Source organism: Pseudomonas sp. R76 (assembly GCF_009834565.1).
In the GTDB taxonomy this organism is placed as follows: domain Bacteria; phylum Pseudomonadota; class Gammaproteobacteria; order Pseudomonadales; family Pseudomonadaceae; genus Aquipseudomonas.
In genome coordinates this window covers 6,255,599-6,277,643 of sequence record NZ_CP019428.1, presented here as the reverse complement: position 1 = coordinate 6,277,643, position 22,045 = coordinate 6,255,599, and the positions used below count along the sequence as shown (strand labels likewise).

The following is a 22,045-nucleotide window of genomic DNA, read 5'->3' as shown; positions in this document are numbered from 1 at the left end:
GAGGGTGAAAGCGTTGGCCCGTGGGCCTCACAGGTTCTTTATAGGCGGTGATCGTCGGGTTGTTAAACAATTGCTGGCGATTTATTGGCGTCAGAGGAATGCCAAAAAGCCATGTTTCCCATGAGCCGTGGGTTGTAGGGCTTGACCGTTAGTCGGCTTCCTGGGCTTTGGCGCAATGATGGCACCCACGTCACTTCTGCTTTTTTAGAACCGGGGCTAGAGTGAGGCCTCAGTGTTTGTCCGGGTTTTTTATCAGAAGTGACCGGTACAGCCCCTCAAGGAAGAGACGTAGCATGGATTGCGCTCCACACCACGGCGATGGCAGTTCGGTTCTTCTGGTGGTCGACGACTACCCGGAAAACCTCATCAGCATGCGCGCCCTTTTACAGCGCGAAGACTGGCATGTGATGACCGCAGCGTCCGGGCTGGAGGCCTTGGAATTGCTGTTGGCGCACGATGTCGACCTGGTCTTGCTGGATGTGCGCATGCCCGGCATGGACGGCTTTGAGGTCGCGCGCCTGATGCGTGGCAGCCAACGCACGCGCATGACGCCGATTATTTTCCTGAGTGCCCACGCCCAATCGGCCGCCTCCGTGCTGGAAGGCTACGCCAGCGGCGCCATTGATTACCTGTTCAAACCCTTTGACCCGCACATTCTCAAGCCCAAGGTGCAGGCGCTGCTGGAGCACCAGCGCAATCGCCGGGCCTTGCAGCGCCTGAGCCATGACCTGGAGTCCGCACGCGCCTTTAACGCCTCAATACTCGACAACGCCGCCGAGGGCATCCTGGTGGTGGGTGAGGGCAGTGTGATCCAGTACGCCAACCCGGCCATTTCGCGGCTGCTGAATGCGACGATGGCCGAGTTGCAGGGCGAGAGTTTCCTGAGTTTCCTGCAAAAGCCCCATGTGCCCACCTGGTTGGGCTTCCCGATGTACGAGGCGTATCGCAAAGGCGAGACGTGGCGCCAGCACGACGCGATTTTGCGCACCAGTCGCGGCCAGCAGGTGCCGGTGGCCTTGTCCTGCGCGCCGTTGCCCGCCGAGCAGAACGCCATGGTGGTGACGGTGCTGGACATGTCCGAGGTGCGCCACCTGCATCAGCAACTCGAGTTCCAGGCGGTGACCGACCCGCTGACCGGGCTGTTGAACCGGCGTGGCTTCCACCAGGCGGTGGAGAACACGTTATTGCGCAGCGAACGTAACGAGCTGTCGCTGGTGCTGCTGTACCTGGACCTCGACGGCTTCAAGCGGGTCAACGACTCGTTGGGCCACGACGCCGGGGACCGCGTGTTGCGCTGGGTCTCGGAGCAAATGCAGGCGTGTTTGCGCTCCTACGACATTCTTGGGCGCATGGGCGGTGACGAATTCACCGCCTTACTGGAGCTGGAGTTCCCGGAACAGGCGGCCAAGATTTCGGAAAAACTGATCGAACGCGTGTCCGTGTGCCAGCAGGTCGACGGTTTGGATGTGATGCTCGGTGTCAGCATTGGCATAGCGACCTTCCCCGACTGCGGCTCGGACCTGAACGGCCTGCTGCGCGCAGCCGACATCGCCATGTACGAAGCCAAGCGCGCCGGGCGTCAGCAATATCGCTATTACGATCAGGAAATGAACGGCCGCGCCCGCTCACGGCTGATGCTCGAAGACAGCGTGCGCACCGCGATTCAAAACAAGGATTTCACCCTGGTGTACCAGCCCCAGGTGTCGCTGGAGGACGGGCGGTTACGCGGCGTCGAAGCATTGCTGCGCTGGCAGCACCCGAGTGTCGGCGATGTGCCGCCGGGCTTGTTTTTACCGTTGCTGGAAGAGGCGCGGCTGATCAGCCAGTTGAGCGCCTGGATCTATCAGCAGGTCGCCGCCCAGCGCCAGGCCTGGCAAACCACTTTCGATGACGCACTGGTGTTGAGCGTGAGCTTGAGCAGCAGCCAGTTCAATATGCCCAACCTGGCCGGCCAACTGCAGCAGGTACTTGAGCGACATGGTTTGCAGGGGCGGCAGTTGGAGGTGGAAATCAGTGAAGACAGCCTGATGAGTAACCTTGAGGAAACCAACAAGCAGCTCAAATTATTGCGTCAGCTCGGGGTGCGTATTGCTTTGGATGACTTCGGTCTCGGCCAGTGTTCCCTGGCCCACTTGCGTGACCTGGAGTTCGACACGCTCAAGCTCGACCCGCAATTGGTGGCGCGCCTGCCGGGTTCGGTGCGGGACGCTGCGATGGCGTGCAGCATCATCCAGCTGTGCGGGCATTTTGATGTGCTGGTGGTCGCCGAGGGCGTGGAAACCCTCGAGCAGGCCCAGTGGCTCAAGGCCAATGGGTGCTCATTTGTCCAGGGCGCATGGGCGGCGCAGCCCTTGGTGGCCGCGGAAGTGGCCGACTGGTCCCACCCGCGGTTGCTTTGAATTCGCTACACTGGCGCCCATTCGAACCCTGTTGCTGAACTCATGACCGCGCTGAAATACCTCCAGGCTTACCCCGCAGCGCTCCAGGAGCAAGTACGCCAACTGATCGCCAAGGACCAGTTGGGTGCCTACCTGGAGCAGCGTTACCCCGAGCGCCATGCAGTGCAGAGTGACAAGGCGCTGTACAGCTACGCCCTGGCCTTGAAACAGGAACATCTGCGCAACGCGCCGGCCATCGACAAAGTGCTGTTCGACAACCGCCTCGACCTGACCCATCGCGCCTTGGGCCTGCACACCACGATTTCACGGGTGCAGGGCGGTAATCTCAAATCCAAGAAAGAGATTCGCATTGCCGCGCTGTTCAAAGAGGCGGCGCCGGAATTTCTGCGCATGATCGTGGTGCACGAGCTGGCGCACTTCAAGGAATCGGACCACAACAAGGCGTTCTACAAACTCTGTGAATACATGATGCCGGGCTACCATCAGGTGGAATTCGACCTGCGGGTGTACCTCACGTATCGCGATTTGCAGGGCAAGCCCTAACCTCACCAGGCGACCGAGCATGGACGTGAGCAAGACCAAAAGCAGTTTCTACCGCCGCCTGTACGTGGCGTATTTGATCGACAGCGGGCAGGCCAGCAGCGTCCCGGCGCTGACCGACGCCACCGGCATGCCCCGGCGCACGGCGCAGGACACGATTGCGGCGCTGGCCGACCTGGATATCGTGTGTGAGTTCGAGCAGGAAGATGGCGCGCGCAACCATGCGGGGCACTATCGGATTCGGAGTTGGGGGGCGATTGATCGCGGGTGGATCGAGGCTAATCTGGCGGGGATCAAGCAGGTGTTGGGTTATCCCTGAAGGTGGCGGTGATTGGTCTGGCCTCATCGCAGGCAAGCCAGCTCCCACATCTATGTGGGAGCTGGCTTGCCTGCGATGGCGGCCTCACTGACGCCGCATACCAATATGCGGAATATCATCCTCCAGGTATTCCTCACCCTCCACCACAAACCCATACCGCCCGTAATAGCCCTGCAAATGCGCCTGGGCTGACAGAAAAATCGGCGTTTCAGGCCAGATATCTTCAATGCGCTTGAGGGCTTCTTCCATCATCAGATGGCCAAGCCCGGTGCCGCGTGCCACGGGCGCGACAATCACGCGGCCGATCACCACATCACCGCCCTGGGACTCGGGGTCCAGCAGACGCAGGTAAGCCACCAACGCGTCATCGTTCCAGGCCATCAGGTGGTGGGTATCACCCGACAGGTCCTGCCCGTCGAGGTCAGGATAAATGCACTGCTGTTCAACGACAAAGACCTCGCTGCGCAGGCGCAAAATGGCGTACAGCTGCTCCTTGCCCAAGTCATCGTGGTGTTTGCAGACCCAATCAACCGTCATGGTGTGTTCCCTTATTAATGACCGTTGCCGATAGTAAGCGCGACGGACAGCCCTGTCTAAATTGAGCATTTTTGTGAATAGCGTCAATTTGCCATCATTCAGTGCGATCGCGGCCGGGTTCTTTGTGTAATCTGCAATGCAGGCTCATTGATGAGCTACTGTTATCAGGCCACTGCCTGCCCGCCAAGGACTTTAAGCATGCCGCGATTTTCTCGTGCCGTTGCTTTGATAGGAGTGTTGTTGCTGGCCCAGCCTGCGGTCGCACAACGTCTGCGCCTGGTCGCGGATGCCTGGCCACCGTTTACCGATTCCACCTTGATCAACGGCGGGTTGGCGACTGATATTGTCAGCACGGCCTTGGCCCGCGCCGGCTACGCCAGTGATTTCGAACAGGTGCCTTGGGCGCGGGCGTTGATGGGCGTGGGCGATGGCCGGTATGACGTGCTGGTCAATGCCTGGTACGACGATGCGCGTACGCAACTGGGGCAGTTTTCCGCTGAGTACCTGCTGAACCGCGTGCGCTTTATCAAGCGCCGCGACGACCCCATGGATTATCAAAATCTCGAACAATTGCATGATCAGTCCATCGCAGTAGTGCGCGGCTATGCCTATTCGGCGGCCTTCGACCAGGATGCGCAGTTGCAGAAAGTGCCTGTGCATAACTTCGCCATGGCCGTGCGCATGCTCGCGGCGCAGCGGGTAAGGCTGACGTTGGAAGATGAATATGTCGCCCGCTATTACCTGGCGCGTGAGTCGCCGCGGGTGCGCAATGCGGTGGAGTTTTTACCCAAGCCGTTGAGTGAAAACAGCCTGCATATTCTGGTCAGCCTGAAGAACCCTGAGCATGAGCAGATCGTCGCCAGTTTTGATCGGGAGATTGCCAAGATGAAGGTCGATGGCAGTTATGCGCGGTTGATGAAGGCGCATGGGATGTGATCGGGATGAGCGCTTTGCTTGTCGTGGTGAGCGGGCTTGCCCCGCGTTGGGCTGCGCAGCAGCCCCACACCTGAGACCTTAATTTACCTGATACACCGCAGCGGTTTTATCTGGGGCCGCTGCGCGCCCCAACGCGGGACAAGCCCGCTCGCCACAACACAGATTAAGCCGCGCGAGTATCTTTGATCAGGTGCGCCGCCAACGTGCGCAACGGCCCCAACTGCCGACAAATCAACGCCAGCTGCGTCTGCACCAACCGCTGGCCTTCATCGATCTCATCCGGCATCTGCTCCAGGTCCGCGGCCAACTCTTCTTCGGCATCGCTCTGAATCGCGATCGGCTCCTTGTTGGCCAACCCTGTAGCGATTTCGTCGATGCTCGCCGCCAGGCTGTTACCGGCGCCGTCGATCAAGTGCTCACGCACTTCGGCGGGTAACTGGGTTTCCCGGTGCGCGCCCAGCCCTGACAGGTAGCTGAGCAAGGTGTGCGACAGCACCAAAAAGCGGAAGCCCACATCGGCTTCTTTGCGAAAGTGCCCAGGCTCCATCAGCATGTTCGCCAGCGTGGTGGACAGCGCCGCATCGGCGTTGTGCGCATTGCGTCGGGCCAGGCGGTAAGCCAGGTCGTCGCTCTTGCCCGCAGCGTATTGCTGCATGATCTGGCGCAGGTAGATGCTGTTGCAGGTCAGGGTGTTGGCCAGCACTTTGTTCAAGCGACGGCCTTGCCAGTCCGGCAGGAACAGGAACACCGCCAGGCCCGCGATCAGGCTGCCAATCAGCGTATCGAACAGCCGTGGCAGGAACAGCCCGTAGCCATCGCCCACTTGGTTGAAGCAGAACAGCACCATCAAGGTGATCGCCGCCGTGGCCAGGGTGTAGCGCGTGGTGCGGTTGATAAAGAACACCAGGCCGGCGGCGATGGCGAACAGCGATTGCACCAGCGGGCTGGGGAACAGGTCGAACAGCGCCCAGGCCACGGTCAGGCCGATGGCGGTGCCGATAATCCGCTGGCCGAGCTTGCGCCGGGTGGCGCCGTAGTTGGGCTGGCAGACGAACAGGGTGGTGAGAATGATCCAGTAGCCCTGGGAGGCGTGAATCGCATGCAGGGTGCCGTAGCCGATGGTCAGCGCCAGGGCCAGGCGCAAGGCGTGGCGAAACAGCAGCGACGTCGGCGTCAGCTGCGTGCGCAGGCGCGTCCACATTTCCTTGAGGTTGCGCGGCGCGCGGTCGAGCAGGTTGCTGTCGGTGGCGTCGGCGAGTGAGTCTGGGTTGCTGGCGTCGCCCAGCAGGCGGTCGAGCGTGGACAGGTTGGCTGCCAGGGCGCGCAACGAGCGCAGCAGGCCACGCCACGCGGGGTTGCTCTGGATGCGCAGGTGTTCCAGGGAGGCATTCAGGTCGCCGAGGGCTTCGGCGAAGCTGTCGTCATAAATGAACGGCTGGCGCAGTTGGATCGATTCCCCCAGCGCCTGGCAGGCTTTGCCTTGCTGGCGCAGTAGGCGCTGGCAGCGGAACAGCACGTCGCTGTGGAAGAAGGCTTCGGCCAGCGCGTTATACGGGTAGTGGGACGAGCTGGCGCGCTCGTGGATGTCCTGGGCCAGGAAGTACAGCTTCAGGTAGCGGCTGACTTTCGAGCCCGGCCGACCATTGCCCACGCGGTGCAGGATGATCTCCTTCGCCGCATTCAGCGCCGCCACGACCCGCCCGTTTTGCTGGGCCAATTCCAGGCGGCGCGCTTCTACATCCAGCTGGCGGATGGGTTCGAACAAGGATGATTTGAGCTTGAGGTAGCGCCCCAATTCGCGAAACAACCGCGCCAGGCTCTGCTGCACCGGCTGGTTGGAAAACAAGGCCTGCCACAGCACCGAAAGCACGCCATACCAGGCGGCGCCGGCCACCAGCAGCAGCGGTTCGTGCCAGAAATCAGAGACGGCGCCACCGCGCTGGTCCACGCCGATCATGGTGTAGACCGACAGAATCAGCGTCGCCGAAGCAATCGCGCCATAACGTTCGCCCAAGGCGCCGAGCATGGTCAGGCAGAAACTGGCCAGGGCCAGGGCAATCGCGAAAATCCACGGGTAGGGAAACAGCAGCTCCACCGACAGCGCGGCGACGCTGAAACACACCAGCGTCACCGCCAGGGCGTTGAGGCGGCCTTGCCAACTGTCGTCGGTCTCGGCCAGGGCGCTGGCGATAATCCCCAGGAACAGCGGGATCAGCAGCGTCATTTCATCCTGATACCAGCACAGCGCCATGCTGCCGGTGAGGGCGATGAATACCCGTACGCTGTAACTGAATTTATCCAGCGCCCACAGGCGCCGCATGGACTGCTTGAACGAGGTCGATGACATGAAGTCTGGAGTCTTCCGGGACGATGCCGCTAAATTGAGCTATCAAGGACGCCACGGCAAGCGTGGCGATCACATCAATTGCGCAAAATAACTTCCAGGCACTCCACAAAACCAATGTGGGAGCTGGCTTGCCTGCGATGGCGAGGGTGAATCCAACGCCGCTATCGCAGGCAAGCCAGCTCCCACAGGGGATTGCCTTTCAAGGTTTGAGCGGCGTCAGGCGTATTGCGCTGCCGCGTAGCCCGAGGCCCAGGCCCACTGGAAGTTGAAACCGCCCAAGTGACCGGTCACATCCAGCACTTCACCGATGAAGTACAAGCCTGGGCTTTTCAGCGATTCCATGGTCTTGGACGAGACTTCGCGCGTATCCACACCCCCCAACGTCACCTCAGCCGTGCGATAGCCTTCAGTGCCTGCGGGCACCAGTTGCCAGCTGCCCAGTTTCTGCGCGATGTCGGCGATTTCAGCGTGGGTGTACTGCTTCATCGGCTTGGACACAAACCAGGTTTCCGCCAGCAGGTTGGCCATCTTCTTGGTGAAGATCTCACCCAGCAGGGTTTTCAGCTCGCTGTTGGGGCGCTCGACCTGTTGCTGTTGCAGCCAGGTGTGGGCGTCGTGGTCGGGCAGCAGGTTGATTTCTACGGTGTCGCCGGTTTCCCAGTACGAGGAAATCTGCAAGATCGCCGGCCCACTGAGGCCACGGTGGGTAAACAGGATGTTCTCGCGAAAGCTCTGGCCGTTGCAGCTGACCAGGCAATCCACCGAGGTGCCCGACAACTCGCCGCACAAGTCCTTGAGCTGGTCGGTGATGGTGAATGGCACTAATCCTGCGCGGGTTGGCAGCAGTTCATGGCCAAACTGCTTGGCCACTTGGTAACCGAAGCCGGTGGCGCCCAAGGTCGGGATCGACAGGCCGCCGGTGGCGATCACCAGGGATTCGCAGCGCAGCTCACCCAAGGTGGTTTGCAACTGATAACCGGCGTCCAGCTTGGCAATCTCCTGGACCGACGTGTCCAGGTGCATGCTTACGCCGACCTGAATGCACTCATCGAGCAGCATGCCGAGGATGTCGCTGGACTTGTTATCGCAGAACAGCTGGCCGAGTTTCTTCTCGTGGTACGGCACGCCATGCTTGGCCACCAGCCCGATGAAATCCCACTGGGTATAGCGGGCCAGGGCGGACTTGCAGAAGTGCGCGTTGTGCGAGAGGAAGTTGGCCGGCTCGGTGTACATATTGGTGAAATTGCAGCGGCCACCACCGGACATCAGGATCTTCTTGCCGGCCTTGTTCGCGTGGTCGATCAACATCACCTCGCGCCCACGCCCGGCGGCGGTCAGCGCGCACATCAAGCCTGCGGCGCCGGCGCCAATGATCACAACTTCGGTCGAGCGCAAAACGATGTCCTCTTGTTCATCAGATCGTTCCCACGCTCTGCGTGGGAATTCCGCACTGGACGCTCTGCGTCCGCTTTGTGACGCGGAGCGTCACGGGATGCATTCCCACGCAGAGCGTGGGAATGATCAGGTGCGTGTTGTTACAGGATCCGCACGCGCAACGAACGGCCTTTGATCTTGCCGTCATTCAAACGCTGCAACGCCTGCTTGGCGATGCCACGTTCCACGGCCACAAATGCCTGGAAATCAAAGATCGCGATCTTGCCAACCTGGGCACCCGGAATGCCGGCTTCACCGGTCAGTGCGCCAAGGATGTCGCCCGGGCGAACCTTGTCTTTACGGCCGGCCGCGATGCACAGCGTGCTCATCTGCGGCAACAGCGGGCCACCGCTTTGCGGCTTGAGGTTGTCCAACTGGTCCCAGTTCAGCGGCGATTTCTGCAACTGCTCGATGGCCTGGGCGCGGTGCGCTTCGGACGGCGCCACCAGGCTGATCGCGATGCCGGTCTCACCGGCGCGGCCGGTACGGCCTACGCGGTGGATGTGGATTTCCGAGTCGCGGGCCAGTTCGACGTTGATCACCATGTCCAGCGAGTCAATGTCCAGGCCACGGGCGGCCACGTCGGTGGCGACCAGCACCGAAGTGCTGCGGTTGGCGAACATCGCCAGCACCTGGTCACGGTCGCGCTGTTCCAGATCGCCGTGCAGGCCGACGGCGGAAATGCCTTTGGAGGTCAGGTGATCCACGGTTTCCTGCACTTGCTGCTTGGTAAAGCAGAACGCCACGCACGAGGCCGGGCGGAAGTGCGCCAGCACCTTGGTCACGGCGTCCATGCGCTCTTCCGGCGAGATCTCGTAGAAGCGCTGCTCGATCTGGTCGTCGGAGTGGAACGCTTCGGCCTTCACTTGCTGCGGCGCGCGCATGAATTTGGAGGCCAACTGCTTGATGCTCACCGGGTAGGTGGCCGAGAACAGCAGGGTCTGGCGGCGCGGCGGGGTCTTGCTGATGATGTCTTCGATGGCGTCGTAGAAGCCCATGTCGAGCATGCGGTCGGCTTCGTCGAGGATCAGCGTGTTCAAGCCGTCCAGCACCAGCGAGCCTTTGCGCAGGTGCTGCTGGATGCGGCCCGGCGTGCCGACGATGACGTGGGCGCCGTGTTCCAGCGAGGCGATTTGCGGGCCGAGGGACACGCCGCCACACAGGGTCAGTACCTTGATGTTGTCTTCGGCGCGCGCCAGGCGACGGATTTCCTTGGCGACCTGGTCGGCCAGCTCACGGGTCGGGCACATGACCAAAGCCTGGCAGCCGAAGTAACGCGGGTTGATCGGGTTCAACAGGCCGATGCCGAAGGCGGCGGTTTTGCCGCTGCCGGTCTTGGCCTGGGCAATCAGGTCCAGCCCTTTGAGGATCACCGGCAAGCTTTGCGCCTGGATCTGCGTCATCTCGACATAACCCAGCGAGTCGAGGTTAGCCAGCATGGCGGCGGACAGGGGCAAAGTATTAAAAGCGGTGGCGATGGTAGTCACGGGACTGGCTCTGCAAAACAAAATGTTGCGCAGTGTACCAGTCCCACAGAATTTTCCCTGCAAGTTCTAGACGGGAAGCCTGTTAATGCTCGATGTCATGCTCGCGGCTGACCACGCGTTTGCCGTCGGTGGGCGACAGTTGCAGGAAGATCGCCGCCGCCAGCATGGCCATGATGCCCACGGTGAGGAAGGTCAGTTGGAACGCGCCGAGGACGCTTTCCACACCGTCATTGCCGGTTTCAGCGGTAAAGCCGCCGAGCAGCGCACCGGCACAGGCCACGCCCAGGCTCAGGGACAATTGCGCCACCACCGAGAGCAAACTGTTGCCGCTGCTGGCCTGGGCGTCGTCGAGGTCGATCAGGGTGACGGTGTTCATCGCGGTGAACTGCAGGGAGTTGATCGCCCCCAGAATCGCCAGCATGCACAGCAGCAGTGCGTAAGGCGTGTGCTCGCTGACCAGGCCCATGCTGGCCAGCATGATGCCGAGGAACAAGGTATTGCCGGTCAGCACCACGCGGTAGCCAAGGCGCTCGATCAAGGTGCGAGCGATGGACTTGGCAAACATCGCCGCCGCCGCCAGCGGCAACATGCTCATGCCGGCTTCCGAGGGCGAGTAGCCCAGCGCCACCTGCAACAGCAACGGCACCAGGAACGGCAGGGCGCCGCTGCCCAGGCGCGCAAACAGGTTGCCGAGAATGCCCACGGCAAACGTGCGGGTCTTGAACAGCACCGGCGAGAACAACGGGTTATCGATGTGTCCGGCGCGCAGCCAGTATGCCGCCAGGCACGCCAGCCCGCCGAACAGCAGCAACATCACCCGCAGGTGCGGCAGGTGCAGTTCGCCCAGGCCTTCCATGGCGATGGTGATCAGCACCATCGCCGCGCCAAACAGTACAAAGCCCATGCTGTCGAACCGCGTGCGCTCGCTGCCGCGCAGGTCGGGGATGAGTTTCCACACGGCCCAGCAACCGATCATGCCCACCGGCAGGTTGATCAGGAAGATCCAGTGCCAGGTCAGGTATTGCACCATCCAGCCGCCCATGGTCGGGCCGAGCAACGGGCCGAGCAGGCCGGGGATGGTAATGAAGCCCATGATCCGCACCAGCTCGGAGCGCGGGTAAGCGCGCAGCACGACGAGTCGCCCGACCGGCAGCATCAACGCGCCGCCCAAGCCCTGGATCACCCGTGCGCCGACCAGCATGGTCAAGCTGCTCGACAGGGCGCACAACAGTGAGCCAATGCTGAACAGCATGATCGCGCCAAAGAAGATTTTCTTGGTGCCGAAGCGGTCGGCCACCCAGCCCGAGGCCGGGATCAGCAAGGCGACGGTGAGCATGTAGGCGATCACCACCCCTTGCATGCGCAGCGGGTTTTCCGCGAGGTCCCGGGCCATGGCCGGCAGTGCCGTGTTGAGAATCGTCCCATCCAGCGACTGCATGAAGAAGGCAATCGCCACCACCCAGGGGAGCCAGCGGGCGGTCTTGGCATCGAGTGGGGCGCGATTGGGCATGAGCTACCTTTTTGTTAGCAGGCTATGTGTCGCGATTATGCGCCATCCATCGCTCCTTTTCCCACTGGCGGTTCGTCTAAATCTGACAATGTCGCGTGCTCGCCGACGAGGAAATCCAACAGCACACGGTGCACCGCCAACGCGGCTTCGCGGGACTCGAGGTCGAGCAAGTGGCCGGTGTGTTCGGCGACGGCGAAGGTGCTGCGGCCCACGTATTTTTTGAACAGTTGGGCCTCCGTTGCCGGGGTGTACTCGTCCAGCGCGCCGTTGATGAAATGCACCGGGGTTTCGATCCGGGTGAGCGCCGGCAGGTAGTTGCCATCGCCCAGGCCCAGCACCTGGTGGATATGAAAGCGCGCCTGGCGGTACTCGGTCGTAGCCATGCTCGACAAATGCCGATGGTTATTGCGCTTGAGCCTTGGCGAGAGGTATTTGCCGACCGTCTCGTTGAGCAAGTGGCCGACCGCCGACTTGTCATCGGCCTCGATCAGCACACGCACGCGCTCCACATAATCGAGCATGGCCTGGTTGAGATTGGGCGCCAGGGCCATTACCACCGAGCTTTCGATGGAAGGCGGGTTGTGCGCCAGGGTGAGCAGTGTGGAGATGCCGCCCCAGGAGGCCGAGACCAGATGGTTGACCTGGAAGCGCTCCACCAGCGCCCGCAGGATTTGCACTTCGTCGTCCTTGGTCACCAGGTCCAGGTCGGTGTTGTGCTCGCGCGAATAGCCGGAGAACGGCAGGTCGAACAGCAGCACATTGAAGTGTTCCGCCAGGCATTTGCTGGTGCGGGCAAATGAGCGGGTGGTAGACAGCGCTCCGTTGACCAGCAGTACTGTTTTCTTTTCCGAATCGTTACCGAGCTGCTCAACGTGAACGTTGTAGTGTTTGAACAGCCCTTCTATGACAAAACTTCCATGGTCCATGTCAACGCTCCAGCTTGCCCAATCCAGGCAAGGTCATGCATCACGTGCAGGCACGTGGGGTTGGTGGCGGGATGCCACTAACCGTTATAACGAGGTTTTTTGTGGGCGACAACCGGCCGTGTTCGCGGGCAGCGAAGAACAGAAACGACGGTAGGAGAGGGTGGAAAAGCGATGTATGAAATCGGCGAGAACCCCTGTGGGAGCGGGCTTGCTCGCGAATGCGGAGTGTCAGTTAACAGGTTGGTCGACTGATACACCGCATTCGCGAGCAAGCCCGCTCCCACAGGAGATTGGTGGTGTTTACAGGGTGAGGGTCAGGCGTTTGACCAAGGCGCCTGGCAACAAGTTGGACGCGGTATTGCGCTGGCTATACGTACTCGCCGACAACAACAGCTCCCGCTCAGCAGTCAGCGCTTCCAGCTGCGAACCGAGCAAGTTGTAGACGCTGTCATCAAAACGCATGGTGCTGACCGGCGCCTTGATTTCGCCGTCTTCCACCCAGAACGTGGCAAAGCGCGTCATGCCGGTCAGGCGTGCGGCCGGCAAGTCCGAGTAGTTCAAATACCACAAGTTGCTGATGTACAGCCCGGTGCCCAATTGCTTGAGGATATCGGCCTGAGCCAGGCTGCCCGCCGCCATCTGCAAGGCACTCGGCGACTCATCGCTGCTGGCGCCGTTGGTGCTCAAGCCGTATTCGGCAGCACTGCGCGAGTTGATCAACCGGCCCTCGGCTTTACCTGCGTTGATCAGCGTGACATCGCCGCGCGGGTAGCCTTCGGTGGAAAACGCCTGGCTCAGCGAGCCGCTGATCTGCTCATCGACCTTCACCAGCGGGCTCAGCGACTGTTCACCGGCATACAGCTTTTGCAACGAGCTGCTTTTGCTGGCGATGGCCTGCGCCGAAAACCCGCCCCAGGTGATGATGCTGATGATCTCTTCCAGCGCGGCCGGCGCGAGGTAGGCGCGGTACTGGCCTGGCGCCAGCTTGTGCAGCGGGCGCCCGAGGAATTCCAGCTGCTCGCGGGCCTGCTGGAAGCGCGCGGCGAACTCGGCACTGTCCCAGGTGTGCCCGGCGTAGCTGGCTTTGACCGCTTCGCCATTGGCGTGGAACAGGCTGAAATCGAAGTTGAAGCTGTTGGCCTGGTGCCAGCCGAATGCCCCATCCGAACTGGCGAAACCACGGCTGATCGGGCCTGCAGCATAGAAGCCAACCAAGTCCACGCCTTGCGCTGCCTGGCTGATTTCTTCCAGCACCTGGGCCAGTTCCGGCAGCGGCCGCAGCTGTTCGTTATGGCTTTGCCAGGCGGTGTGATTGAGCAGCAGGTACGGGTCCTGCGGCAGCAGCGGCAAGGTTTCGCGCAACTGTTGCAGGCCTTCGGCGAGGCGTTGGCGATCCAGTTCGGGCGAGCCTGCCAGGGTGATGCCAAGGTCGGCATGGCGCCCGTCGTTGATCAGCTTGAGGTTCAGGCTGGCCTGTTGCACTTGCCCGGCCTGGCGCACTTGCGCGTGGTTGAAGCGCACGAACTCGGACGATTCGTCCGCATAACCCAGGTGAAACTGTTCCTTGTCGGTGATGGCCTGCTTGAGCCATTCCACCAGTGCCTTGAAGTTGTTCATCAGGCATCTCCCCCAAACACGTCGACATCACTGAACACACACGCAGGCGACGCGTGGCCTACACGGATCACCTGGTTGGGTTCGCCTTTGCCGCAGTTCGGCGTGCCCAATACCTTGAAGGTGCTGGCGTCGCCGACGGCGCTGAGCTTGCGCCAGAACTGCGCGGAAATCGCACGGTAGTTGGGATTTTTCACCACGCCCTTGAGCTCGCCGTTTTCGATCAGTTGGCCCCACTCGCAGCCGAACTGGAATTTATTGCGCGCATCGTCGATGGACCAGGAACGGTTGGTGCTCATCAAAATGCCGTGCTCGATGCCGCTGATCAGTTCGGCCTGGGTTTTGTCGCCAGCCTCGATGTTCAGGTTGGCCATGCGGTCGATGGGCGCGCGGTTCCAGCTGCAGGCGCGGCTGTTGGCGACGCCTTGCATGCCGGCGCGAAATTGCGACAGCGCGCCGCCCAGTGGCTTGAGCAGCAGGCCGTCGCGAATCAGGAACTGCTTGGTGGCGCGGGTGCCGTCGTCGTCATGGCTGTAGCTGGCGAGCTGCTCGGGGATGTCCGGGTCGAAGGTCACGTTGAGCAAGGGCGAGCCGTATTGCAGGTGGCCGAAGTCGCTGACCTTCACAAAACTGGTGCCGGCGTAGTTGCGCTCATCGCCGAGGATGCGGTCCAGCTCCAGCGGGTGGCCGATGGACTCGTGGATCTGCAGGATCATCTGGTCGGGCATCAGCAGCAAGTCGCGCGGGCCGTGGGGCGTGTTTGGCGCGAGCAGCAATTGCAGCGCTTGGTCGGCGACGGTGCTGGCGGCGCCGGCCAGGCCAAAGCGGCGAATCACGTTGGCGCTGCCTTGCTGGCCGAAGTTGGTGCCGCCCAGGGTGCGGGTCTGGCTGTCGTTGCCGTCAAACGCGGTGACGCTCAGGCCGGGGTAGACGAAGCGCTGGGCCTGGCGCAGTTCGGCGCCGGCACTGTTGAGGTAAATCTGTTCAACCCGAGTGGTGCCCAGGCTGACTTCCCAACTGACCAGGCGCTCGTCCTTGGGCACGCTGGCCGATTCGTCACCGAGCAGTTGGTAGCAGTCGCTCAGGGACGGGAAGGGCTGGTCGAGGTCAGGCGACAAGTAGTCGGCGACATCGCTGGCCACCGGCTGCGTGTGCAGGTCGAGCAGGGCGTGGGGCAAGATGCGTCGGGCTTGCTGTCCAGCACGCTCAAGGGCGGCTTGCAGGCCAGCAAGGGAGATGTCGTTTGTGGCGGCGTAGGCTTCCACGCCATTGAGACGCACGGTGAGCATGGCGCCCTCGTCGTGGTTCAAGTGCGGCGGCTCGGCGACGTTCTTGCGGACCGACAGGTATTGGCCGGATTCGCGCACGTAACGCAGCGAGAAAAATTCGGCAGTGGTGCGCAGGGCACTGAAATGCTTTTTGAGTGTGGCGTGGTGGTCGAACATGGGGCCTTCCTTGTGGGCGGCTCATCGCGGGCAGGCGAACAGAGTAGGCCTGGGCTGGGGAGCTGATCAAGGAAAGTGTAGGAGAGGGGTTTTGCAGTGTCAGATCGGGCCTCATCGCGGGCAAGCCCGGCTCCCACATTGAAATGCATTCCAATGTGGGAGCTGGCTTGCCTGCGATGGGATCACCGCGGTGTATCAGTTACTGCGCGGTAGGGCCGACTTCACGCATTGGCTTGCCACGCACTGGCGCATCGCCGGCGACGTAGTAGTCGGCGGTGCTGCGCGGCAGCGGCTTGCGGCCACGGATCTTGTCGGCGATTTTCTCGGCGATCATGATCGTCGGCGCGTTCAGGTTGCCGGTGGTGATGATCGGCATGATCGACGCATCCACAACGCGCAGACCTTGCATGCCATGCACGCGGCCTTCGCCATCCACTACAGCCATCTCGTCGGTGCCCATCTTGCACGAGCAGGACGGGTGGAACGCGGTCTCGGCGTGCTCACGGATGAACTTGTCGAGCTGTTCATCGGTTTGCACTTCAATACCCGGGCTGATTTCGCGGCCACGGTATTGATCCAGCGCCGGCTGCTGCATGATTTCACGGGTCAGGCGGATGCCGTCGCGGAACTCCTGCCAGTCCTGCTCGGTGGACATGTAGTTGAAGAGGATGCTCGGGTAGTCCCGTGGGTTCTTCGACTTCAATTGCAGGCGGCCACGGCTTGGCGAACGCATGGAACCCATGTGCGCCTGGAAACCGTGCTCTTTCACACCGTTGCTGCCGTTGTAGTTAATCGCGACCGGCAGGAAGTGGTACTGGATGTTCGGCCAATCGAATTCTTCACGGGTACGGATAAAACCGCCCGCTTCGAACTGGTTGCTGGCGCCGATGCCGGTGCCGTTGAACAGCCATTCGGCACCGATGGCCGGCTGGTTGTACCAGAGCAGCGACGGGTACAGCGACACTGGCTGAGTGCAAGCGTATTGCAGGTACAGCTCAAGGTGGTCCTGCAGGTTTTCGCCGACGCCTGGCAGGTCGTGGACCACCGGGATGTCGAGGCTTTCCAGCAGTTTGGCCGGGCCAACACCGGAGCGTTGCAGCAGTTGTGGCGAAGCGATTGCGCCGCTGCACACCAATACTTCTTTGCGCGCGCGGGCTTCAACGCGCTCTTCGGCGGCGCCGATCAGGTAACGCACGCCAACGGCACGCTTGCCTTCAAACAACACTTTGTCGGTGAGGGCGTGGGTGACGATGGTCAGGGTCGAACGCTTTTTAGCCGTGTCCAGGTAACCGCGTGCGGTGCTGGCGCGACGGCCTTTAGGCGTGACGGTGCGGTCCATCGGGCCGAAGCCTTCTTGCTGGTAGCCGTTCAGGTCGTCGGTACGCGGGTAACCGGCTTGTACACCGGCTTCAACCATGGCGTGGAACAGCGGGTTGTTGCCGGCTTTAGGCGTGGTCACGCTGACCGGGCCGTCGCCACCGTGGTAGTCGTTCGGGCCGATGTCGCGGGTTTCGGCTTTACGGAAATACGGCAGGCAGTCGAGGTAAGTCCAGTCTTCCAGACCTGGCAGTTTCGACCAGTTGTCGTAGTCCATGGCGTTGCCACGGATGTAGCACATGCCGTTGATCAGCGAGGAACCGCCGAGGCCCTTGCCGCGACCGCATTCCATCCGGCGGCCGTCCATGTGTGGCTCCGGGTCGGTCTCGTAGGCCCAGTTGTAGCGGCGGCCCTGCAGCGGGAATGCCAGCGCGGCCGGCATTTGGGTACGGAAATCCAGACGGTAGTCCGGGCCGCCGGCTTCCAGCAGCAGGACGGTGACGCCTTCGTCTTCGGTCAGACGGGTCGCCAGGGTGTTACCGGCGGAGCCGGCACCCACAATGATGTAATCGTATTCTTGGGACATTGGATGCACCCTCTTTTGAGATGGTCAGGTCGGGCCTCATCGCGGGCAAGCCCGGCTCCCACAGGGAAATGCATTCCAAATGTGGGAGCTGGCTCGCCTGCGATAGCGGCCTCGCAGGCAACACAACACTCAGGTGTTAGAACACCGAGGCGTAGTCGCCCAGCTCTACCTGTACCGATTTGATGCGGGTGAAGTTGTTCAGCGAGCTGATGCCGTTCTCACGGCCAACGCCCGACTGCTTGTAGCCACCCACCGGCATCTTCGCGTCGGACTCGCCCCACGCGTTGATCCAGCAGATACCTGCTTCCAGCTGATGAATCACGCGGTGAGCGCGGTTCAGGTCCTTGGTCACAAGACCTGCGGCCAGGCCGAAGTCGGTGTCGTTGGCGCGGCGGATCACTTCTTCTTCGGTCTCGTAAGTGAGGATGCTCATCACTGGGCCGAAGATTTCTTCACGGACGATGGTCATTTCGTCGGTGCAGTCGGTGAACACGGTTGGGGCAACAAAGGCGCCTTTGGCGAAGTCGCCGTCGGTCAGACGGTCGCCGCCGCACAGTACGCGGGCGCCTTCTTCTTTACCTTTGGCGATGTAACCCAGCACGCTTTCCATGTGGGCGAAGCTGACCAGCGGGCCGAAGTTGGTGTTTTCGTCCTGCGGGTTGCCGACGCGAATGCGCGCAACACGCTCAACGATCTTGGCTTCGAAGGCTGCCTGCAGGTGTTTAGGTACGAACACGCGAGTGCCGTTGGTGCAGACCTGGCCGGAGCTGTAGAAGTTGGCCATCATCGCGATGTCGGCCGCGCGATCCAGGTCGGCGTCTTCGAACACGATCAGCGGCGACTTGCCGCCCAGTTCCATGGTCACTTCTTTAAGCGAAGAGCTGGAAGCGCTGGCCATTACCTTCTTGCCGGTGTCGGTGCCGCCGGTGAACGAGACTTTCTCGATGCGCGGGTGCTCGGTCAGCCAGGTGCCGACTTCACGGCCGCTGCCGGTCAATACGTTGAACACGCCAGCCGGAACGCCGGCTTCGGTGTAGATCTCGGCCAGTTTCAGGGTGGTCAGCGAGGTGACTTCGCTTGGTTTGAAGATCATCGCGTTACCAGCAGCCAGGGCCGGTGCGGATTTCCACAGGGCGATCTGGATCGGGTAGTTCCACGCGCCGATACCGGCCACCACGCCCAGCGGCTCGCGGCGGGTGTAGACGAACGAGGTGTCGCGCAGTGGGATCTGCTCGCCTTCGATGGCTGGCACCAGGCCTGCGTAGTATTCCAGCACGTCTGCACCGGTGACGATGTCGACGTATTGGGTTTCGGAGAAGGCTTTACCGGTGTCCAGGGTTTCCAGCGCGGCCAGCTCATCGTTGCGCTCACGCAGGATGTCGACGGCACGACGCAGGATGCGCGAACGCTCCATGGCGGTCATGGCGGCCCAGATTTTCTGGCCTTTTTCGGCGCTGACCACGGCACGTTCAACGTCATCTTTGGTAGCACGTTGCACTTGGGCGAGAACTTCACCGTTAGCCGGGTTGATGGCTTCGAAGGTGGCATCGCTGCCAGCGTCGCTGTAGCCGCCGTCAATGTAGAGTTTTTGCAGTTCGAAACGGGCCATAAAGTCCTCGCAAGTGCATAAGTGGTTGGCGTTACCCGCCGAAAGTGGGCCATGGGGTTTCTGGCAACACTGAGCGGCAGACGTTCAGGGGTTGAGCGTTTATGTGTGCTCTAACTCACCTGCTTGGCCAATTGGAAATCCATGTATTCGTAAGCGATCCGTTGCGCCTGCTCCGTGTCGAAAGCGTCTCCCGACAGGGCGCCGCGCAACCACAAACCGTCGATCAGGGCCGCCAGGCCTCTGGCTGCTTTGCGTGCGTGCGGCAGCGGTAGCACTCGGCGGAACTGGCAGCACAGGTTGGAATACAGACGTTGATCGTTGATCCGCTGCAACCTGTGCAATGACGGGTGATGCATGCTGGTGGCCCAGAAGGCCAGCCAGGTTTTCATTGCCGGTCCGTTGACTTGGCTGGCGTCGAAGTTGCCCTCGATGATCACCCGAAGGTGCGCCCGTGGGCTGTAGTCCTTCAGCGCAAGCCTGCGTTCGTGGACGTTCTCGATCAGCACATTCATCAAGTACCGCATCGTTGCGGCGATCAGGCCGTTCTTGTCCTGAAAGTAGTGACTGATGATGCCGTTCGAGACGCCGGCCAAACGGGCGATCAGCGCAATGCTGGCATCTCCCATTCCGACCTGATCGATGGCCGTCAAGGTGGCTTCGATCAACTGCTGGCGGCGTATGGGTTGCATACCGACCTTGGGCATGTAGCACCTCTCCTTAGGCCTGCCGATGGGCGATAAACGTCCGTCGGCTTGATGGCCAGTCTATTTTGTTTTGATTGAACGTTCAATCAACAAAGAATAAGATCTGCGACAAATGGTCGCTACCTACAGATATTTCCTACCTGTGAGCGGCAACCACTGACACCTGCAAAAACCCTTGAAACAGGCCGTATCAGGGCCTGGCCACTGCTTCGGCGCGGCTCAAGAATTTTCGGGGTGTCTTTATAACACCCGTCCGTCGACTGCCGAAAAATCGATGTCCCGGGATAACCGTTGCCTTGTGTTTCTCTCTCGCACTGCCCGGAGCATCTGCGCCATGAGTTCTGCCTCTCTTATAAAGACCCCGCCGGAAAAGGTTCGGGTCAACGGTTGGGTGTTCTACACCTCCACCGCGCTCATTCTGTTGTTGACCGCCATTCTGATCATCGCCCCGCAGGAGGCCGGGCGCATGCTTGGCGTAGCACAAGCCTGGCTGTCGAAAAGTTTCGGCTGGTACTACATGGTGGTCATCGCCGCTTACCTGGTGTTTGTGGTCGGCCTGGCGTTTTCGTCCTACGGTAAATTGAAACTGGGCAGCAAGGACGACACCCCGGACTTCAGCTACGGCGCCTGGGCCGGCATGTTGTTCTCGTCGGGCATCGGCATCTCGCTGCTGTACTTCGGCGCGTCGGAGCCTTTGGACCACTACTTCAACCCGCCCGAAGGCGCGGCCGCCAGCAACATGGCTGCACGCCAGGCGCTGCAACTGACCTTCCTGCACTGGGGCCTGCACGGCTGGGCGATCTACGCCCTGGTCGGCCTGGCCGTGGCGTATTTCGCCTACCGGCATAACCAGCCGCTGGCCTTGCGTTCGGCGCTGTACCCGCTGGTGGGCGAGCGTTGGGTGAAAGGCGCGGCCGGCCACGCGGTGGACGGTTTCGGCATGTTCGTGACCTTGCTCGGCCTGGTGACGAACCTGGGGATTGGCGCGATGCAAGTGTCGTCGGGGCTTGAAAACCTGTTCGGCATGCAGCACAGCAACACCAACCTGCTGATCGTGATCATCGTGATGAGCACCGTGGCGACCATCGCCGCCGTGTCGGGTGTGGAAAACGGCATTCGCCGCCTGTCCAACCTCAACATCGTGCTGTTCAGCGGCTTGCTGATCTTCGTGCTGTTGTTCGGCCCGACCCTGCACTTGCTCAACGGCTTTGTGCAGAACATCGGCGACTACATGAATGGCCTGGTGCTGAAAACCTTCGACCTCTATGTGTACGAAGGCGACGCCGACAAGACCGAGCGCTGGATGGGCCTGTGGACCCTGTTCTACTGGGCCTGGTGGATTTCCTGGGCGCCATTCGTGGGCATGTTCATCGCGCGTATTTCCCGTGGTCGCACCGTGCGTGAACTGGTGGCCGGCGTGCTGCTGATCCCGCTGGGCTTCACCTTGGCGTGGTTGTCGATCTTCGGTAACTCGGCGCTGGACCTGGTGCTGAACCACGGTGCTGTGGAGCTGGGCAAGACGGCGCTGGAACAACCGTCGATGGCCATCTACCAATTGCTGGAGCATTACCCGGCGTCGAAAATCGTGATCGGCGTGTCGATCTTCGTGGGCTTTGTGCTGTTCCTGACCCCGGCGGATTCCGGCGCGGTGATGATGGCCAACCTTTCCTGCAAAGGCGGCAACGTCGATGAAGATGCGCCGCACTGGTTGCGAATCTTCTGGTCGGCGGTGATCACCCTGGTGACCATCGGCCTGTTGTTCGCCGGTAACTTCGAAGCCATGCAAACCATGGTGGTGCTGGCGGGGCTGCCGTTCTCGGTGGTGCTGATTTTCTTTATGTTCGGTTTGCACAAGGCCATGCGCCAGGACGTCGCCATCGAACAGGAGCAGGCGCAATTGGCCGAGCGTGGCCGTCGTGGTTTCAGCGAGCGTCTGACCGCGCTGGACCTGCAACCGAGCCAGGGCACCGTGCAACGCTTTATGGACAAGCACGTCACGCCTGCGCTGGAAGAAGCGGCGACGGCGCTGCGTGACCAGGGGCTGGAGGTGCAGACCCTGCTGGGCAAATCCAAGCGTTGCATCGGTGTGCGTATCGAGATGGAAGAGGGCAACCCGTTTGTCTATGAAGTGAGCCTGGATGCTTACTCGTCGGCACCGAGCGACTTGCCCGAAGAAGAGCGCACACGTTACTACCGGGCCGAGGTCTACCTGCACAACGGGCCTCAAGAATACGACCTGATGGGCTTTGCCCAGGAACAGATCACCCGGGACGTGCTCGATCAGTTTGAAAGCCATCGGCAGCTCCTTGGCCGTGTCTATAGCTGATAGTCGGGC

At 61.3% G+C, this 22,045-nt stretch carries 16 protein-coding genes; 5 read left to right on the top strand and 11 right to left on the bottom strand.

The genetic code is table 11. The annotated features are described in order from the left end of the window. The first annotated feature begins 293 nt into the window (after window positions 1-293). Genes PspR76_RS28450 through PspR76_RS28440 form a run of 3 tightly spaced genes read left to right on the top strand, consistent with a single transcriptional unit; the run spans window position 294 to window position 3,258 of the window. Window positions 294-2,399, top strand: coding sequence for a putative bifunctional diguanylate cyclase/phosphodiesterase (locus PspR76_RS28450; protein WP_159960531.1), 2,106 nt, complete (start codon window positions 294-296; stop codon window positions 2,397-2,399). A gap of 42 nt (window positions 2,400-2,441) precedes the next feature. Continuing rightward, on the top strand, window positions 2,442-2,942 hold the full coding sequence (locus tag PspR76_RS28445; protein ID WP_064454485.1) for a M48 metallopeptidase family protein: 501 nt from the start codon (window positions 2,442-2,444) through the stop codon (window positions 2,940-2,942). Window positions 2,943-2,961: 19 nt separating this feature from the next. Continuing rightward, window positions 2,962-3,258 carry a winged helix-turn-helix domain-containing protein gene (locus PspR76_RS28440; protein WP_159960529.1) on the top strand — a complete coding sequence of 99 codons (297 nt, stop codon included), beginning with the start codon at window positions 2,962-2,964 and terminating at the stop codon, window positions 3,256-3,258. Window positions 3,259-3,342: 84 nt separating this feature from the next. On the opposite strand, the gene PspR76_RS28435 is transcribed toward PspR76_RS28440, so the two are convergent. After that, on the bottom strand, window positions 3,343-3,795 hold the full coding sequence (locus PspR76_RS28435; protein WP_159960527.1) for a GNAT family N-acetyltransferase: 453 nt from the start codon (window positions 3,793-3,795) through the stop codon (window positions 3,343-3,345). Between the two features lie 198 nt (window positions 3,796-3,993). Here PspR76_RS28435 and PspR76_RS28430 point away from each other — a divergent pair, with 198 nt between their 5' ends. After that, window positions 3,994-4,731 carry a substrate-binding periplasmic protein gene (locus tag PspR76_RS28430; RefSeq protein WP_159960525.1) on the top strand — a complete coding sequence of 246 codons (738 nt, stop codon included), beginning with the start codon at window positions 3,994-3,996 and terminating at the stop codon, window positions 4,729-4,731. A gap of 163 nt (window positions 4,732-4,894) precedes the next feature. Here the strand turns inward: PspR76_RS28430 and yccS are convergent, their stop codons facing one another. The 10 genes from yccS to betI all read right to left on the bottom strand — a co-directional run bounded on the left by yccS (window position 4,895) and on the right by betI (window position 19,710). Further along, window positions 4,895-7,078, bottom strand: coding sequence for a YccS family putative transporter (gene yccS, locus PspR76_RS28425; RefSeq protein ID WP_159960523.1), 2,184 nt, complete (start codon window positions 7,076-7,078; stop codon window positions 4,895-4,897). A 216-nt stretch (window positions 7,079-7,294) separates the two neighbouring features. Then, a complete protein-coding gene (locus tag PspR76_RS28420; protein ID WP_159960521.1) occupies window positions 7,295-8,473 on the bottom strand; it encodes an NAD(P)/FAD-dependent oxidoreductase in 1,179 nt (392 codons plus the stop codon). Window positions 8,474-8,613: 140 nt separating this feature from the next. Further along, window positions 8,614-9,951 (bottom strand): ATP-dependent RNA helicase DbpA, encoded by a 1,338-nt coding sequence (dbpA, locus tag PspR76_RS28415; protein ID WP_231501119.1) that lies wholly within the window; start codon window positions 9,949-9,951, stop codon window positions 8,614-8,616. A 130-nt stretch (window positions 9,952-10,081) separates the two neighbouring features. Beyond that, on the bottom strand, window positions 10,082-11,509 hold the full coding sequence (gene mdtD / locus PspR76_RS28410; RefSeq protein ID WP_159960519.1) for a multidrug transporter subunit MdtD: 1,428 nt from the start codon (window positions 11,507-11,509) through the stop codon (window positions 10,082-10,084). 35 nt (window positions 11,510-11,544) lie between these two features. Next, on the bottom strand, window positions 11,545-12,435 hold the full coding sequence (locus PspR76_RS28405) for an alpha/beta fold hydrolase (RefSeq protein ID WP_159960517.1): 891 nt from the start codon (window positions 12,433-12,435) through the stop codon (window positions 11,545-11,547). 300 nt (window positions 12,436-12,735) lie between these two features. Next, window positions 12,736-14,052, bottom strand: a complete 1,317-nt coding sequence (locus PspR76_RS28400) for a TldD/PmbA family protein (protein WP_159960515.1) — start codon at window positions 14,050-14,052, stop codon at window positions 12,736-12,738. Beyond that, window positions 14,052-15,494, bottom strand: coding sequence for a TldD/PmbA family protein (locus PspR76_RS28395; RefSeq protein WP_159960513.1), 1,443 nt, complete (start codon window positions 15,492-15,494; stop codon window positions 14,052-14,054). Before PspR76_RS28395 ends, PspR76_RS28400 begins: the two co-directional genes overlap by 1 nt. 199 nt (window positions 15,495-15,693) lie before the next feature. Continuing rightward, window positions 15,694-17,397 carry a choline dehydrogenase gene (gene betA / locus PspR76_RS28390; RefSeq protein WP_159960511.1) on the bottom strand — a complete coding sequence of 568 codons (1,704 nt, stop codon included), beginning with the start codon at window positions 17,395-17,397 and terminating at the stop codon, window positions 15,694-15,696. A 136-nt stretch (window positions 17,398-17,533) separates the two neighbouring features. Next, complete coding sequence (gene betB / locus PspR76_RS28385; protein WP_159960509.1) at window positions 17,534-19,006, bottom strand: betaine-aldehyde dehydrogenase; 1,473 nt, start codon at window positions 19,004-19,006, stop codon at window positions 17,534-17,536. Window positions 19,007-19,116: 110 nt separating this feature from the next. Next, entirely contained in the window at window positions 19,117-19,710 is a 594-nt protein-coding gene (gene betI, locus PspR76_RS28380) for a transcriptional regulator BetI (protein ID WP_159960507.1), read from the bottom strand. A gap of 391 nt (window positions 19,711-20,101) precedes the next feature. Here betI and PspR76_RS28375 point away from each other — a divergent pair, with 391 nt between their 5' ends. Next, window positions 20,102-22,036, top strand: coding sequence for a BCCT family transporter (locus tag PspR76_RS28375; protein WP_237235779.1), 1,935 nt, complete (start codon window positions 20,102-20,104; stop codon window positions 22,034-22,036). The last annotated feature ends 9 nt before the right edge of the window (window positions 22,037-22,045 follow it).

What these genes read in the sequence shown, in the direction of transcription:
- PspR76_RS28450 (WP_159960531.1), top strand. Translation starts at nt 294, where the DNA reads ATGGATTGCGCTCCACACCACGGCGATGGCAGTTCGGTTCTTCTGGTG.
- PspR76_RS28445 (WP_064454485.1), top strand. Translation starts at nt 2,442, where the DNA reads ATGACCGCGCTGAAATACCTCCAGGCTTACCCCGCAGCGCTCCAGGAG.
- PspR76_RS28440 (WP_159960529.1), top strand. Translation starts at nt 2,962, where the DNA reads ATGGACGTGAGCAAGACCAAAAGCAGTTTCTACCGCCGCCTGTACGTG.
- PspR76_RS28435 (WP_159960527.1), bottom strand. Translation starts at nt 3,795, where the DNA reads ATGACGGTTGATTGGGTCTGCAAACACCACGATGACTTGGGCAAGGAG.
- PspR76_RS28430 (WP_159960525.1), top strand. Translation starts at nt 3,994, where the DNA reads ATGCCGCGATTTTCTCGTGCCGTTGCTTTGATAGGAGTGTTGTTGCTG.
- yccS (WP_159960523.1), bottom strand. Translation starts at nt 7,078, where the DNA reads ATGTCATCGACCTCGTTCAAGCAGTCCATGCGGCGCCTGTGGGCGCTG.
- dbpA (WP_231501119.1), bottom strand. Translation starts at nt 9,951, where the DNA reads ATGCTGGCTAACCTCGACTCGCTGGGTTATGTCGAGATGACGCAGATC.
- mdtD (WP_159960519.1), bottom strand. Translation starts at nt 11,509, where the DNA reads ATGCCCAATCGCGCCCCACTCGATGCCAAGACCGCCCGCTGGCTCCCC.
- PspR76_RS28405 (WP_159960517.1), bottom strand. Translation starts at nt 12,435, where the DNA reads ATGGACCATGGAAGTTTTGTCATAGAAGGGCTGTTCAAACACTACAAC.
- PspR76_RS28400 (WP_159960515.1), bottom strand. Translation starts at nt 14,052, where the DNA reads ATGAACAACTTCAAGGCACTGGTGGAATGGCTCAAGCAGGCCATCACC.
- PspR76_RS28395 (WP_159960513.1), bottom strand. Translation starts at nt 15,494, where the DNA reads ATGTTCGACCACCACGCCACACTCAAAAAGCATTTCAGTGCCCTGCGC.
- betA (WP_159960511.1), bottom strand. Translation starts at nt 17,397, where the DNA reads ATGTCCCAAGAATACGATTACATCATTGTGGGTGCCGGCTCCGCCGGT.
- betB (WP_159960509.1), bottom strand. Translation starts at nt 19,006, where the DNA reads ATGGCCCGTTTCGAACTGCAAAAACTCTACATTGACGGCGGCTACAGC.
- betI (WP_159960507.1), bottom strand. Translation starts at nt 19,710, where the DNA reads ATGCCCAAGGTCGGTATGCAACCCATACGCCGCCAGCAGTTGATCGAA.